The 14,828-nt window shown below is 44.4% G+C and carries 12 protein-coding genes; 7 read left to right on the forward strand and 5 right to left on the reverse strand.

Annotation, left to right across the window (positions count from 1 at the left end; genetic code table 11):
- Positions 1 to 100: 100 nt before the first annotated feature.
- The 5 genes from ACVBIO_RS09070 to panP all read left to right on the forward strand — a co-directional run bounded on the left by ACVBIO_RS09070 (position 101) and on the right by panP (position 6,829).
- The gene (locus ACVBIO_RS09070) at positions 101 to 1,270 is read left to right on the forward strand and encodes a sugar diacid recognition domain-containing protein (protein WP_447161573.1); all 1,170 of its coding nucleotides are present in this window, start codon (positions 101 to 103) and stop codon (positions 1,268 to 1,270) included.
- Positions 1,267 to 1,533 carry a prepilin-type N-terminal cleavage/methylation domain-containing protein gene (locus ACVBIO_RS09075; RefSeq protein WP_447172440.1) on the forward strand — a complete coding sequence of 89 codons (267 nt, stop codon included), beginning with the start codon at positions 1,267 to 1,269 and terminating at the stop codon, positions 1,531 to 1,533. The genes ACVBIO_RS09070 and ACVBIO_RS09075 overlap by 4 nt, the downstream gene beginning before the upstream one ends.
- Positions 1,534 to 2,055: 522 nt before the next feature.
- Positions 2,056 to 3,414, forward strand: coding sequence for a GntP family permease (locus ACVBIO_RS09080; RefSeq protein ID WP_447170019.1), 1,359 nt, complete (start codon positions 2,056 to 2,058; stop codon positions 3,412 to 3,414).
- Positions 3,415 to 3,542: 128 nt separating this feature from the next.
- A complete protein-coding gene (locus ACVBIO_RS09085) occupies positions 3,543 to 4,697 on the forward strand; it encodes a glycerate kinase (protein WP_447172441.1) in 1,155 nt (384 codons plus the stop codon).
- Between the two features lie 485 nt (positions 4,698 to 5,182).
- Complete coding sequence (gene panP / locus ACVBIO_RS09090) at positions 5,183 to 6,829, forward strand: pyridoxal-dependent aspartate 1-decarboxylase PanP (protein WP_447172442.1); 1,647 nt, start codon at positions 5,183 to 5,185, stop codon at positions 6,827 to 6,829.
- 128 nt (positions 6,830 to 6,957) lie between these two features.
- On the opposite strand, the gene ACVBIO_RS09095 is transcribed toward panP, so the two are convergent.
- A complete protein-coding gene (locus tag ACVBIO_RS09095) occupies positions 6,958 to 7,953 on the reverse strand; it encodes a zinc transporter ZntB (protein ID WP_447163542.1) in 996 nt (331 codons plus the stop codon).
- 502 nt (positions 7,954 to 8,455) lie between these two features.
- Here ACVBIO_RS09095 and ACVBIO_RS09100 point away from each other — a divergent pair.
- The gene (locus ACVBIO_RS09100) at positions 8,456 to 8,800 is read left to right on the forward strand and encodes a hypothetical protein (protein ID WP_447172443.1); all 345 of its coding nucleotides are present in this window, start codon (positions 8,456 to 8,458) and stop codon (positions 8,798 to 8,800) included.
- Between the two features lie 166 nt (positions 8,801 to 8,966).
- On the opposite strand, the gene ACVBIO_RS09105 is transcribed toward ACVBIO_RS09100, so the two are convergent.
- Positions 8,967 to 9,452 (reverse strand): VOC family protein, encoded by a 486-nt coding sequence (locus ACVBIO_RS09105; protein WP_447161559.1) that lies wholly within the window; start codon positions 9,450 to 9,452, stop codon positions 8,967 to 8,969.
- A 499-nt stretch (positions 9,453 to 9,951) separates the two neighbouring features.
- Entirely contained in the window at positions 9,952 to 11,673 is a 1,722-nt protein-coding gene (locus ACVBIO_RS09110; RefSeq protein ID WP_447172444.1) for a phospho-sugar mutase, read from the reverse strand.
- Positions 11,674 to 12,000: 327 nt separating this feature from the next.
- Between ACVBIO_RS09110 and ACVBIO_RS09115 the strand changes: the two genes are divergently transcribed.
- A complete protein-coding gene (locus ACVBIO_RS09115) occupies positions 12,001 to 12,852 on the forward strand; it encodes a pseudouridine synthase family protein (protein WP_447163545.1) in 852 nt (283 codons plus the stop codon).
- A gap of 76 nt (positions 12,853 to 12,928) precedes the next feature.
- Here the strand turns inward: ACVBIO_RS09115 and ACVBIO_RS09120 are convergent, their stop codons facing one another.
- Together ACVBIO_RS09120 and ACVBIO_RS09125 are read right to left on the reverse strand one after the other, a co-directional pair.
- Positions 12,929 to 13,684 (reverse strand): cytochrome b/b6 domain-containing protein, encoded by a 756-nt coding sequence (locus ACVBIO_RS09120; RefSeq protein ID WP_447172445.1) that lies wholly within the window; start codon positions 13,682 to 13,684, stop codon positions 12,929 to 12,931.
- A 364-nt stretch (positions 13,685 to 14,048) separates the two neighbouring features.
- Positions 14,049 to 14,720 carry a glutathione S-transferase gene (locus ACVBIO_RS09125; RefSeq protein WP_447172446.1) on the reverse strand — a complete coding sequence of 224 codons (672 nt, stop codon included), beginning with the start codon at positions 14,718 to 14,720 and terminating at the stop codon, positions 14,049 to 14,051.
- Positions 14,721 to 14,828 lie beyond the last annotated feature (108 nt).

Below are 14,828 nucleotides of genomic sequence, written 5' to 3' on the forward strand. Positions count from 1 at the left end.
TAATGCCACATTTCATCAGTTTAAGGCACTGTAGCAATACTTTACGCCGATCACCATTAGGCAAAAACGTCGATTATTTCAAGCATTAGTGAGGCTAAACGTGTACTTTTTAGATGGTTCTTTGGCACGGCAAATCGTTAAGCGCACCATGAAGATCATTGGTCACAATATTAATGTGATGAATAATCATGGCGTGATTTTGGGTTCGGGGGAATCCCACCGCATTGGTGCTATCCATGAGGGTGCACTACTTGCGATTAGCCAGCAGCGAACTGTTGAGATCAGCACACAAAGTACTGGCACGCTACAAGGTGTTAAGCCAGGAATTAACCTGCCCCTGCACTATAAAGGCGAGATTATTGGCGTAATAGGCATAACCGGCGAACCTGAAAAATTACACAGTTATGGTGAGCTACTCAAGATGACTGCTGAAATTATTGTTGAGCAGGCCAATACGATAGAACAAGCTCAATGGCAGTATCGACAAAAAGAGGAGTTGATCATTGAGTTGATTAAATCGGAAGGGCCATTTACGTCTCATCAGCGTAACTGGGCTTCTCAGCTTAATATCGATCTTGATGCACCCCGTGTGGTTGCCGTTATTCAAGTACAGACTGATGAAGAGGAAACCGCGGCTAACTCGATGCTAAAGCAAGTATTGCACCTGCTGGAGAACCCATCGCGCGGCAATCTAGTGGCGATGACGTCGATGACTGAACTCGTCATTTTAAAACCTGCTTTCCTCGATGGAAAGTCCTGGGATCCCGAGCTTGAAAGTGAACGTATCGATCAACTCCTCAGCAGGCTTCCTAAAGAGTTCAATCGTCGTCTTAAGATCGCACTCGGACATTTTTTTCCTAAACCACAAGAGATTAATCGCTCCTACCAGACGGCATTAGAAACCTTGGCCATTGGCCAACAGATGCAGCCCGAACACAGTAAATACCTTTACGAAGACTATTCGCTACAGGTGCTATTATCCGTTCTGAAAGATAATTGGCGTGGTAAAGAACTGCTCTGCCCCTATCAAGCACTCATCAAGGCTGATAAAAATGGTCAATTGATAAAAACGCTGACCGCTTACTTGCAGCACTTTGGCGACCTGCAACTGTGTGCTAATGTTCTCTTTATTCACCGAAATACGCTACGCTATAGACTCGACAGGATCCAACAAATAACCGGCACAAATATCAATCAACTCGATGGATTATTGCAACTGTATATTGGCCAGGTGGTACTAAGAAAATCTCAAACGATAGGAGCTGTATGACCTTAACCTCTGCACGTAAACGTGGTTTTACCCTCATTGAAATAGTCGTGGTGATCATAGTACTAGGGGTTTTAGCGGTTATCGCCTTACCCAAGTTTGTTAATTTTCACGCCGACAGTAAAGTCGCAGTGCTAGAGGGTATCGCTGGAGCGATGAAAAGCGGTCTGGATTTAATCCATAGTAAAGCGGTGATTGAAGGGGAAAATGTCGATTCTGGTAGCATTGAATATGCAGGAGTCACTATTCCGCTTTACAATGGCTAGCCTGCAGTCGATGGTAACGATAGCTTCGATGAGCTTAATCGTCAGGTTCGCGCTTGGCTTGATATCGATTCAGTATCACTGACCACCATTAAACTTGATAATGATGCTGCGCCTTTCTTTGTCGACAAATCGAGCCCCAACAATCAGATTTATATATTTTTCTCCGAAGATCTTAATGATAAAAGCGTCAGCTTTAACTGTCATATTCGTTATGACAATGCCATAAACGCCACAGAGCCCGTTATCACTGTCAAGCACAGTGATTGTTAATATAAAAGCTTTAAATAGAAAGCGTTAAATAAAACTCTAACTCAAAAAGCCCTCTGCGCCTAAATTGTGCATCCGCACAAAATATTTGTATTCATCTCATCAAAATTCGTGAACATCGCCAAAGAAATATTCCTTTCACCGCCGCATAATATTTCGGCCTGAAATACCTTGGTCAGCACTGTCGAAACGGTGCGCCAACCTGGCTAAAACAACAATACCTTACATATAAAAATACCCATACAGGGATCCCCTATGAGCTTAGTACTGATCTTACTGGCTGTAATTGCGTTTATCGTTATCGCCACCTCTAAATACAAACTACACCCTTTTTTAACGTTAATTCTCGCATCGTTTCTAGCGGCCTTTGCCTACGGCCTGCCGAGCGCTGATATCGCCAAAACCATCACCTCAGGTTTCGGCGGGATCTTGGGCTACATCGGTCTCGTCATCGTCTTAGGTACCATCATAGGCACTATTTTGGAGAAAAGCGGTGCGGCAATAACCATGGCTGACGTGGTGATTAAGGTTCTGGGCAAACGCTTCCCAACGCTAACCATGTCGATTATCGGTTATATCGTGTCTATTCCTGTGTTTTGTGACTCAGGCTTTGTCATTTTAAACTCACTTAAACAGTCGATGGCAAATCGTATGAAGGTGTCGAGTGTTTCTATGAGCGTGGCATTAGCTACAGGCTTGTATGCGACTCATACCTTTGTGCCACCAACGCCTGGTCCAATCGCCGCTGCAGGTAACTTAGGTCTAGAGTCAAACTTAGGTTTGGTAATTTTCGTCGGGATCTTTGTTGCAGCAGTTGCTGCTTTAGCCGGTACACTGTGGGCCAACCGTTTTGCCAATACCCAACCTGATGGCGAAGGTGCAGAGGAGCTGTTAACTCAAAAGGATAACTTCGAAGAGCTTAAGCAAACCTACGGTACGCTTCCAAGCCCGACTCGTGCATTTGCGCCGATTTTTGTGCCAATTTTGATGATCTGCTTAGGCTCGGTAGCTAACTTCCCATCGGCGCCACTTGGTGATGGCATGCTTTTCGATATCTTGGCCTTCTTAGGGCAGCCAGTTAATGCCTTGATGATAGGTTTGTTCTTGTCACTATCACTACTGAAAGGCAACGACAAAATCAAAGAATTCAGTGAGCGTATTAGCCAAGGCTTAGTCGTTGCAGCACCGATTTTACTTATTACTGGTGCGGGCGGTGCATTTGGCGCCGTGCTTAAAGCAACTGACATCGGCACTTTCTTGGGTGAATCACTGTCTGCATTAGGCATAGGGATCTTTATGCCATTTGTCGTTGCTGCAGCCCTTAAATCGGCGCAAGGCTCTTCTACCGTTGCGTTAGTTGCAACCTCAGCATTGGTAGCCCCTATGCTAGGTGATATCGGCCTTGCCAGTGATATGGGCCGCGTATTAACCGTTATGGCCATTGGTGCAGGTGCAATGACAGTTTCTCATGCCAACGATAGTTTTTTCTGGGTCGTTACTCAGTTTAGCCGCATGAGTGTTAAACAAGCTTACAAAGCCCAAACCATGGCCACGCTGATTCAAGGTGTTACGGCTATGGCTTTGGTTTACCTACTAAGCTTAGTGTTACTTTAACGCTCTTTGCTCGATACAAATAGGCAAGCCTTGAACGGCTTGCCTACTGTACAGACATGAATCCACACTAGCATCATTACAAGTCTGTTAGCCCTTTTTTAGCCTGACTCGTTTTATAGGAATACTGCATGAAAATTGTGATTGCCCCCGACTCTTTCAAAGAAAGCCTCACTGCAATGGAAGTGGCCAATGAGATCGAGCGAGGATTTCGCACGGTTTTGCCGACAGCCGAGTACATTAAAGTCCCTGTCGCAGATGGTGGCGAAGGCACGGTACAATCCATGGTGGATGCAACCCAAGGCTCTATCGTTGAAATAAATGTGACGGGGCCTCTGGGCGATCGCGTGGCCGCTTTCTACGGTATTTTAGGTGAGGGTTACCAAGGCAGTAAAAAGACCGCTGTAATTGAAATGGCCGCCGCCTCTGGCTTGCATTTAGTCGCACCAGATAAGCGCAACCCGCTTATCACCACCAGCTACGGCACCGGTGAGTTAATTGTCGATGCATTAAATCGCGGTATCGAACATATTATTATCGGTCTTGGCGGCAGCGCAACTAACGATGGCGGCGCTGGTATGGCTCAGGCCATCGGCGCGCATTTACTCGATAGTGCAGGCAAAGCGCTCTCACCAGGAGGCGCTGCTTTAGCTGAGCTAGTCAGTATTGATTTAACCGACTTGCACCCGCTTATCAAAAAATGCTCTTTTGAAGTGGCTTGCGATGTTAACAACCCGCTTTGCGGTGACAAAGGCGCATCAGCAATTTTTGGCCCCCAAAAAGGCGCTACGCCAGCAATGGTTAAGCAGCTTGATGGCACGCTTAGTCACTACGCCGACATCATAGCTAAAAGTGGGTTCACAGATAATCGTGACTATGCCGGAGCGGGCGCCGCTGGAGGCATGGGCTTAGGTGTAATAGCCTTTTTAGGCGCTGAGCTAAAACCCGGCATAGACATAGTGATGCAGACGGTTAATCTTGCAGGTTTACTTGAGGGCGCAGATCTAGTCATTACCGGTGAAGGTCGCCTTGACAGCCAAACCTTGCATGGCAAAACACCGATGGGCGTTGCAAGTGTTGCAAAAGCTCAAGCCATTCCTGTTATCGCCATTGCGGGCTGCGTGAGTGATGATGCTAACATGTTACTTGAGCATGGCATCGATGCACTGTTTTCAATTACGCCAAGAGCCCTGCCCCTTGCAGAGGTGTTAAGCAGCGCTAAACACAATCTCTACAGCACTGCGACGAATGTAGCGGCGCTATACGCGCTATCGGCGGCTAAATAAGCTGAGCTACCCGCGAGTACCGTTCACTTAAAGAAGTAACTCAGAGAGTTTGATAACTTTAAAAGATAAAAGTCGGCCACTGAGAACATGAAGACCACGAAGCAATACTGTCCGAGTTTTTCTTCGTGCCCTCTATAAAGTAAGCGAAGCAAATGAAGTGTTCGCTTCGTGGTTTATAAGCTTTTAAAGCCAAGATCCCTGCTTAAACAGGGTTCTTGGCTTTTTGTTTACGAATCAAGTTTGGCTTAACTTACCGACATTGGCGCATAAGTTTTTTGTTTTTAGTGACCACATGAAAACGCCTTACACTTAAGAGAAATCTATCCATCTATATCTCGGCGCTTTACAGCAACCAAGATGCCCACTTTATTTTTCTACTTGATGCGCTATACAGCATAAAGTAAAGTGACCGTCCGTTTTGACCGTCCGTTTCGAAAAGCTGTTCAGCTCAGAAAGCAGCGTGATTAGTAGAGAAAGTTAGCCCCATGACAGCAAGAAAAGCCACCGCTTCAGAAGAGGCATTACTGCGAATTTTTACGGTTCCAGAAGCCCCAGATTCAACCCTGAGTGTAATTGAGCAGAATATTTCACAGAATTTAATGGGTTTCTTGCAAGAAAGTGTGGTCACGGTAGAGAAACCCCTCACAGAAGTTGAACTTGATTTTCAGCAGTATCATATTCCGGCTGCGCCGCAATTTGTCTCCGATTACGCCGACAATATGATGCAAACGCTGGTTGCACATTCGGTGCACACCTCGGCGCCAAGTTTTATTGGCCATATGACCTCTGCATTGCCCTACTTTGTATTACCTCTGTCTAAGATGATGGTAGGACTGAACCAGAATCTGGTAAAAATTGAGACATCTAAAGCCTTCACGCCACTTGAACGCCAAGTGCTCGGCATGATGCACCATCTTGTTTATGCCGAGAATGAATCGTTTTACCAAAGCCAGATGCACAGCGCCGATGTCTCTTTAGGCGCATTTTGCTCCGGCGGAACAGTCGCTAACATTACCGCGCTATGGACAGCACGAAACCAACTGCTTAAAGCGGATGGCGACTTTAAAGGCGTCGCCAAGCAAGGGCTGCTCAAAGGATTACGCCACTATGGCTATGACGATTTAGCCATTTTAGTCTCTGAGCGCGGTCACTACTCACTTGCAAAAACTGCCGACCTACTCGGTATTGGCCGAGAAAACATTATTCAAGTACCCACTTCAAACGATAACAAGGTCGATGTGGTTAAGATGCGTGAAATAGCTAAGCAACTTGAACAAGATAACGTTAAAGTCATGGCAATTGTTGGCGTTGCGGGTACCACTGAAACCGGCAATATTGACCCGCTAAATGCATTAGCCGATCTAGCCGCTGAGCTAAATTGTCACTTTCATGTTGATGCAGCATGGGGCGGCGCGAGCTTACTATCCAATAAGTATCGTCACCTACTTGCAGGTATTGAGCGGGCCGATTCTGTCACCATCGATGCCCACAAACAGATGTATGTGCCTATGGGCGCTGGCATGGTGCTCTTTAAAGACCCGACCTTTGCTAATGCCATTAAGCACCACGCCGAGTATATTCTGCGTCAAGGCTCAAAAGATTTAGGCAGCCAAACCCTTGAAGGCTCGCGCCCAGGAATGGCGATGCTAGTCCATGCTTGCCTTACCGTGATAGGCCGAGAAGGCTATGAGATTTTAATCAACAACAGCCTTGAAAAGGCGCGTTATTTCGCCGATTTAATCACCAATGAAACCGACTTTGAACTGGTATCTAAGCCTGAGCTTTGCCTGCTCACCTATCGCTACGTTCCACAATCTGTGCAAATAGCTATGGCTAAAGCGCGTGAAATTGGCGATATAGCCTCGCTCACTAAGTTTAATGCGCTACTAGACGGTCTCACTAAGTTTGTGCAAAAAACTCAGCGTGAACAAGGTAGCTCGTTTGTATCGCGTACCCGTATTAATCCTGAAAACCACCAGCTAATGGATATCAAAGCCGTGGTATTTAGAGTGGTGTTAGCAAACCCGCTAACTAGCCATGAAATTTTACAACAGGTGTTAGCGGAGCAAGTAGAAATAGCCAATAGCGAAACGCAATACTTGCCCGAGCTACTTACGTTGGCACAAAGCTAACCTTGTAAAAAAGTTAACATTAGGAAAAAGCTAACAACAGTTAACGATTAATTCAGTCGCGATCTGGTTAGCTGGCAATATCCAACCTTGAACTTAACATGATTTCCAGGTTGGATTTATTCTTAGAATTAAAGCCACTTACGCCAGTAAAACAAGCCCAAGAGCAGCCCCATAATACCAGTGCACATCCCGACTACAATCCAAAATGCCAACTTATACTCCACACCGGGCATTCCCCCAACGTTGATGCCCATCAAACCGGTAAAAAAGCCTAAGGGTAAAAAAACCGCAGCGACAATCGTTAACACGTAACTGCGCTGATTCAAATCATCAGCAACTTTACTTGCCAATTCATCATGAGCCATACTGGCTCGCTCCTTTACCGCATCAATATCCTCAATATGACGGATCTGACGCTCTGCAATGCTCCGAAGGTTAAGCCGATCCAACTCATTGAGCCAGCTTAACGGCTCAGAAATCAAGCGATTCAGGGCTTCTCGCTGTGGAGCAATATAACGCCGGATCCCTATACTTTGTTTGCGCACTCGTAATAGCGCACTACGGATATCTTTAGGCTCGCCTAAAAACAATTCATCCTCAACCGTCAACAAATCATCTTCGAGTAGATCGACTGTATCGGTCGTTCTCCTCACTATGCGCTCTATCCAACTAACTAACAATGCAGCGATATCCTTTGGGCCAACATGTTCTGCTAAGTCGCTAGTCAAATCTCCGGTGGATAATAAAATTCGCTTTCGAGTACTGATCAATACGCGGCCATTAGTCCATATTCTTACAGAAACCATATCCTCAGGTTCAGCTCCAGGATTAAGATTTACACCGCGTAATATAATGAGCAGATTTTCGCCACGAGTGAGCACGTGAGGTCGATTACCTTCACTTAAGAGTCCATCGACAGCAACTTCATTTAAACCACTGCAGTCTTTAATCCATTGCTGTGCTTCAGGTTCATCATAATCAAAATGCAGCCAAAGATGTTCTTGACTCGGGGTAACGTCTAAGACTTCCCGCCAAGCAATGTTGGTCGCCCCGCCCTTGCCATCCAGCTTTAATGCGTGGATCAAACCCTTTGGTTCTTTTTCAGAATCAATCATCTGCAGCATATTATTAAATTCCAAATAAAAAACTAAACTAAATATTTTGATTATCGAAAGCTTGCACCAAAATAAGTCTAGTTGCTCTGCCATAACATTTATTAGTTAAAGCATGATATATCAATCCTATCAAGTAACACCCAATATTCAATTGCTTGCGCTAACGTATTTACCCTCATGCATTGATACTCATGCATTGACTATCAGACCATGCTAGTAAAATCGATAGTTAACCAAATCGATAATGAGTTAAATAAATCGTTTATTAAATCAACAGTTAATTAAATCAATAGTTAGCTAAATCGAGAATGGATTAAGTCTAGAATGAACTAATCCGAGAATTAGCCGTTCTTGCGTAGCTTGCCCATTGCATAAAAGTCATTGAAAAATGCTCAATTGACTCCCAGCTTATTACGCTTCAACCTTTTGTTAAATATGAGCAAAGATAGAAACTGTCAACGATTGCATAAATCAGACACATCAAGGATAGATAAGGGTTAAGGGAGCAAGGATGACGGATTTAAAAGGTAATTTAAAAAGTGAGCTATTAGCACTAGGCTATCGAGTCGAACAGCAAGACAGCAAGCTCAAAGTAAAACTTGGTGGATTGGCGACCCCCATCTATATCGAACATGACATAGCCAAAAATAGGTTTATCGTGAATACCCAAGATCTTAGAAACGCTGTTAGTTATGCTTCGCAGTTTTTTCTTGCACAAATCTCTTTATCGGGCTGGCAACAAGCGCTGCTATTTAGCATGACTGCCATAGGTGGTTTCACCATAGTACTGACAGAACTCAAAGCACAAGCGCTAAAACAGCAAGTCGCTTTATTTAATCAAATAAATATCCCATAAAAATGGCCAATGCAGATCAATAATCACCATGGTTCGATCAACTGCGGTGTACCTACAGCAGTAACGGCCCAAACGCAGCCCTAAGTAGCCTTCAGTGCAACTCAAATATTGCTAACAAAAAAGGCCGACACTTGGTCTGCCCTTTTATAATTACCAATAAAATCAGTTACTCATATTCTGAAGAGTATGTCTCTTGGTAGGTATGGGAGTAAAGCTCAAATAGGTTACCAAATGGGTCTTCTAGATACACCATCTTAGCTTGCTTACTATCATCTTCTGGATGGTAGCGCATAATATCCATTCGAACTTTGCCGCCAAACTTTTCAGTACGCTCAATCACACCGTGAAAGTCATCCGTTTGCAGACAAAAATGAAAAATACCAATCCGAGAAAAATCCACCAGGTGACGCTCTTGGCGCTGTTTCATTTCAAACAGTTCAAAACCAATACCGTCTGCCGTGACTAAGTGAGCAATATTAAACCCTTTAAAACCTTCACCAAAAACAGCAACACACATTCTACCAATTGCAGTTTCACGCTCTTCTTCTACTTGCGTGTTGCCCATGACGACTTCAAGACCTAAAGCTTTAGTATAAAACTCAACCGCTTTGTCCATATTGCCTACCATGATACCGACATGATTCATTTTCATAATTATCTCCAAAGACTAATATTTAATTCATAACTTGTTTCGATGAAGTGAGTATATGGCGCATGAAGCATTAATAAAAATTATCAATAGTTATTAAATTCATAACCAGCTGTTATCATCAAATCAATAACAATTAGCTATCATCAATTCATTACACGTGCAGCGACAGCAGCCTTTTTATCAGTTCCTAGATCGTAGTCATAAGTGACACTACTCCCTTACTAGAAAAGATTAGGCGATTTGATAGCGAGGACAGCCACTGATATAACGGCAGTGGTAGAGGTGAGACCTGGTTAGATAGTTAGCGAGATGTTAGCCCTAAGGGAGGTTCACTCTCCCTCAAGGCTTACTGTGAGCAGCTAACTGCTTGTGTTCAAAGTTACGTGTTCAATATTAAGTTCTAAGAGCTAAGTGCTAAGTGCTAAGTGCTAAGTGCTAGATACCGTCTCACTAAGTGCTAAATATTAATTGCTAGCATCAACTCAGCAGTAAAATAAGTTTACTTAGGCAGCGCCGCCTGATGCGCCTCAATAAAGCGCGTCATTTCTATCTGCGCGCGTTGCTGAGCACTCACCAAGGTGTCTTCAGCACTCATAGACTCAACAACCTCGTAATAACACTTAATTTTAGGCTCGGTACCTGAAGGCCTTACAATCACCCGCGAGCCATTTTGCAGGCGATAAATCAGCACATCGCTAGCCGGTAGCGCAATATCTTCCTCGCTCCCATCAGAAAAGAAGCGTTTACCTAGGCTAATATCATCAGTCGATATCACCTTATGGCCTGCAATCTCTACTGGAGGATGCTCTCTAAGGTAAGCGCCGATATTGGGCGTTGTTGGCTTTAACGCAATACTCACTTGAGCATTAAGGTGGAAGCCATGTTCACGGTAGATCGTTTCTAGCCGATCCCAAATGGTTTGCCCTTGGCTGGCAAGTTCAGCGGTTAACTGCGCAAACGCAACGATTGCCGACAAACCGTCTTTGTCCCACACCATAGAGCCTACGGTGTAACCGAGCGCTTCTTCGTAAGCAAACACAAAGCGGTTATCGTCAGTCTCTTCACTCATGCCCACATTGGTTAGCCACTTAAATCCTGTCAGTGTCGTTAGGCAAGTGCCATTTAGGCTCTGGGCAACCTTTGATAATAAACTCGATGATACAATCGTAGTGCAAGTTAAATTGTGATTGTCACTAGCGTGAGTTAACAGATAATGGCCAAATAGCACACCGACCTGATCGCCCGTTAGCATCTGATAATCACCGGAAGCAGTTCGGACTGCGACGGCAAAACGGTCAGCATCAGGATCGTTTGCACAGGCAAGCATGACATTGTGCTTTTTAGCCTCAGCAATCACCATATCCATCGCCCCTTTCTCTTCAGGGTTAGGAAAGTTTACCGTAGGGAAATCACCATCAGGCTCTGCCTGCTCGGCAACCGAATACACTTGCGTGAACCCTGCATCTTTTAATACATCGAGTGCCATCTCGTTACCCACACCATGCATGGCGGTATACGCCATACTGACCAATTCAGGTTGAGTATTATTTTGCAGCACTGGGGCTAAACTCACGCCCTGGCGATAAGCATAATAAAAGTCATCTTCAAGCATGATAAGCTGACCAGCAGCTTTTGCGATCTTAAGGTCGAGCAATGGAATGGCCACTGTAGCAGCCTTATCAATACAGGCAGCAATACCACTGTCATGGGGCGGAATGATCTGCGCGCCATTACCCCAATACACTTTATAACCATTGTATTGCGGCGGATTATGACTCGCTGTCACCACGATGCCAGCTGCGGTGCCAAGGTGCAGAACACCAAAGGCCACCAGCGGCGTTGCGGCTACATTGGCAGTGAGGTAGACCTTTATGCCCAGAGCAGCCAATACACTGGCTGTGTCATGGGCAAACTGCTTTGAGTCGTGACGACCGTCATAACCAATAACCACGCCGCGAGTCGCAACATCGCTAATTTGCGCTTTAAGGTATGCGCCAAGTCCTGCTGAAGTTTGCTGCACCACCAAGCGATTCATTCGAGTCGGACCAGCGCCAACTACGCCACGCAATCCCGCAGTACCAAAGGCGAGTCGACCAGCAAAGCGCGCCTCAAGTTCTGCGCTATCATCTGAGTCCAGCAAAGCTTGCAGCTCTTGTCGCATCAATGGGTCTGGGTCACTGGCCATCCAATGTTTTACTCTTAATGATAATTGCGTATCCATCACTCACTCCATTTGCTATTTACACTGGCAAGGGGATCAAACAAGGCAAGCTATTTGATTTCCATTGCATCAATTTACGTTAATTAAACACTAAGCCTAGCAGCTCACTTGAACAAGACAATTTGCATTAAGTTTTCATCACAAATAGCCAAAGGCTTAAGATCCTCTTGAGTCATTAACCACCCTCTCTTTTTGTCTAATCAAGCTCGCTTGCCCACCGCGATATTAAGTTTTAAGCAGCATAAACCAATCAGTATAAGAAAGTGATTCGATAATCGTGTAAAATTACCAGCTTGCTAAATAACACCCTGTTGCGAACTGTTAATCATGAGCCCGTTAAAAATAGAAACCCATATCAAAGTCCAGTCCAGTGAAATTGATGCTGCTACCCTGCTCGCAGAAGATACGGGCTTATCCAAGCAAATTATTAAGCAAGCAATGCAAAAAGGCGCGGTTTGGCATAGTCATGGTAAGCAAACCAATCGCCTTCGCCGCGCGAAAAAAGCATTAAAGGTCGGTGATCAAATCCACCTCTATTACAACCAAGCAGTGTTAGATGAAAAGGTCAATGATGCAGAGTTGCTGTTCGATGAGGGGCAATACAGTATTTGGTATAAGCCTTTTGGCATGCGCTGCCAAGGTTCTAAATGGAGCGACCACACCACCATTAATCGCTTTGCTGAAACTCACCTTGAACCTGCCAGAAGCGCTTACATCATCCATCGATTGGATCTCGCCGCCACCGGATTGATAGTCTTAGGCCATAGCAAAAAAGTCACCGCTGCGATTGCTAATCTATTTGAGACCCGTGCACTGGATAAATTTTATCAAGTGATTGTTGAGGGCAAGTTCCCCGATGGCAAGGTCACAATCGACACCGATGTTGATAATAAGTCGGCGCTATCGCATGCTCATCGTCTTGAATACAACAGCGAGCTTAATCAGTCGAAAGTACAGGTAAAGATTGAGTCTGGACGTAAGCACCAAATTCGCATCCATATGGCAAGTATTGGTCACCCAGTGGTCGGTGATCGGCAACACGGCAATGGCAGCGAACTCACACCTAACCTACAGCTCACCTCTTGCCATTTAAGCTTTACCTGCCCAATGAGTGCTGAGCACAAAGTATTTGAACTGCCGCAAAGCTATCGCCCTGAGTTTCAATCGCAGCGAAAATAGCAAGTTGTAGACCGAGTATAAAAAAGCCCGCTATATGCGGACTTCTTATTAAATGTTAGCTCATAAACTATCTAGCTTACTCGTCAACAGGTTTGTCTTTAAGGTACTTTTTACCAGAGAACATCGCTGAGACAATTCCTGGCTGATGGCGTAACTCTGCGATGACGACACCGACTATATGAATAAATATCAATAGCATGAGTAAATATGAACCATAAAGGTGCACCTTACCTATAATACTTTTATAGGGCTTTAACTGTGCCACTTTTTCTTGATTAACCCCAGTGTCATCATAGGGTTTGAGCGAGGCTGGTGCGACACCATCTTGTGCTAAATACTCAGCAACCGTCCCACCTAATGGCGGGTAATACACATCTGTCCCCGCGCGGAATAATCCTGTCGCCATAATCACAATTAACAACACAAATATTGCTGCAACAGCTAATTTACCCAACGGGTTATGACCCAGATATTGTGGATTTTCTCCCGCTTTTAACGCATTTCGATAGTCTCGGCTCTGCTTAAGGCTAGGCAGCATATGGGCGAACTTTGTATAGCGACTGCCAATAACACCAAATAGCAACCGAATCGTTAGATTGACCGCAAATAGGTAACCAATAATGATATGCAACTCTTTGAGTTTTACTTTTGCAGCTAGACCCGTAATCCCAAGTTCTGACTTAAATAACATAATCAAGCCAACAAACATTAAGCTGGTTACCAAAATAAGGTTAATCCAATGGAAAATCCTAACCGACTTGTCCCAAACGACATATTTAACCCACTTGCTCTGTTCGCTGTTCTCTTTGCCCGTCATAAATTCATCACTCATTATTTCAGTTCTATATTGCTTAAAGGAATACTGCTAAAAGGTTTACCCATCTAACCTGTGCTAACCTGTGTTAAACATCGCGCGTACATATTTGAGCGGCGCCATAAGTGCAATCACATCACAAAACTTTTGCTAATTGATGGCAAACGCGAGAAGCCAAGCGTAAGTGTAAGGTCTGAATATACCTCAGCCCTAATACTGACTTTGAGACTCACTTAAGAGCTCACTTTGATGGCTACATTAATGGCTTCATTAATGTTAGGCACTCATTATAACTCAACAAATTTAAGTTTCAGTTAATATTCGTTAACTAGCAACAACAGGCTCTTAAACATTCACTTTGGATCTAATTCGTTGAATCGTATTACAAATCATTAGCGCTAAACACTATCCCTTCCCCTGTTTCTAGCCATAATGGATGCTGAGTCATTACTTTGCTAAACATTCGACTTTGTAAATAACTATTAAGCCAATCCCTCACATTGGGATAAGGTGATTGCCGATACCATTGGCGCTCGACCCGAGCAAACTGACGTATAAAAGGTAACAAGGCTAAATCAACCAAACTGGGGCTATCTGAGATTAAATACTTGTGTTGGGTTAATCGTTGTTCAAGCCCCTTTAAATAGGTTTCACAGGCCTCTCTATCTTCAATAAGAGAGGCTTCATGGTAGCGTTTTGAGCAACGATACTTTTCCAAGCAAACTTTAAACTCTGTATCAAAAACCGTGATAAGCGCTAGCATCTCATCTAATGCTTGTGGATCTGCGTTATCGAGATGGTCATCTGGATCACTTAAGGTTAATGCCCACAGCATCACCTCAAGGCTCTGTTCGATAACCTTACCATCTGCTTGTACCAAAACCGGCACCGTGCCTTTAGGTGATGCTTGAAGAAGTTCAAACGGCTTATTACTTAAGACGAGATCCCGTAATTCAACCTGCTGCCTCGAGGCATAGATAGCCAATCTTGCACGCATTGCGTATGGGCAATTTCTTAACGAGTAGAGTACGGGTAATTGTATGCTTTTATCCATTGTGACTTGCAGAGCTCCATTAGCAAATGCGAATAATTTACTTTAACGATATTCATTCGCAAAATATACGGGTAACATCCCCTCTAAATTTATGACAACAAGTGGTAA

The organism is Shewanella sp. 0m-8 (assembly GCF_052977265.1).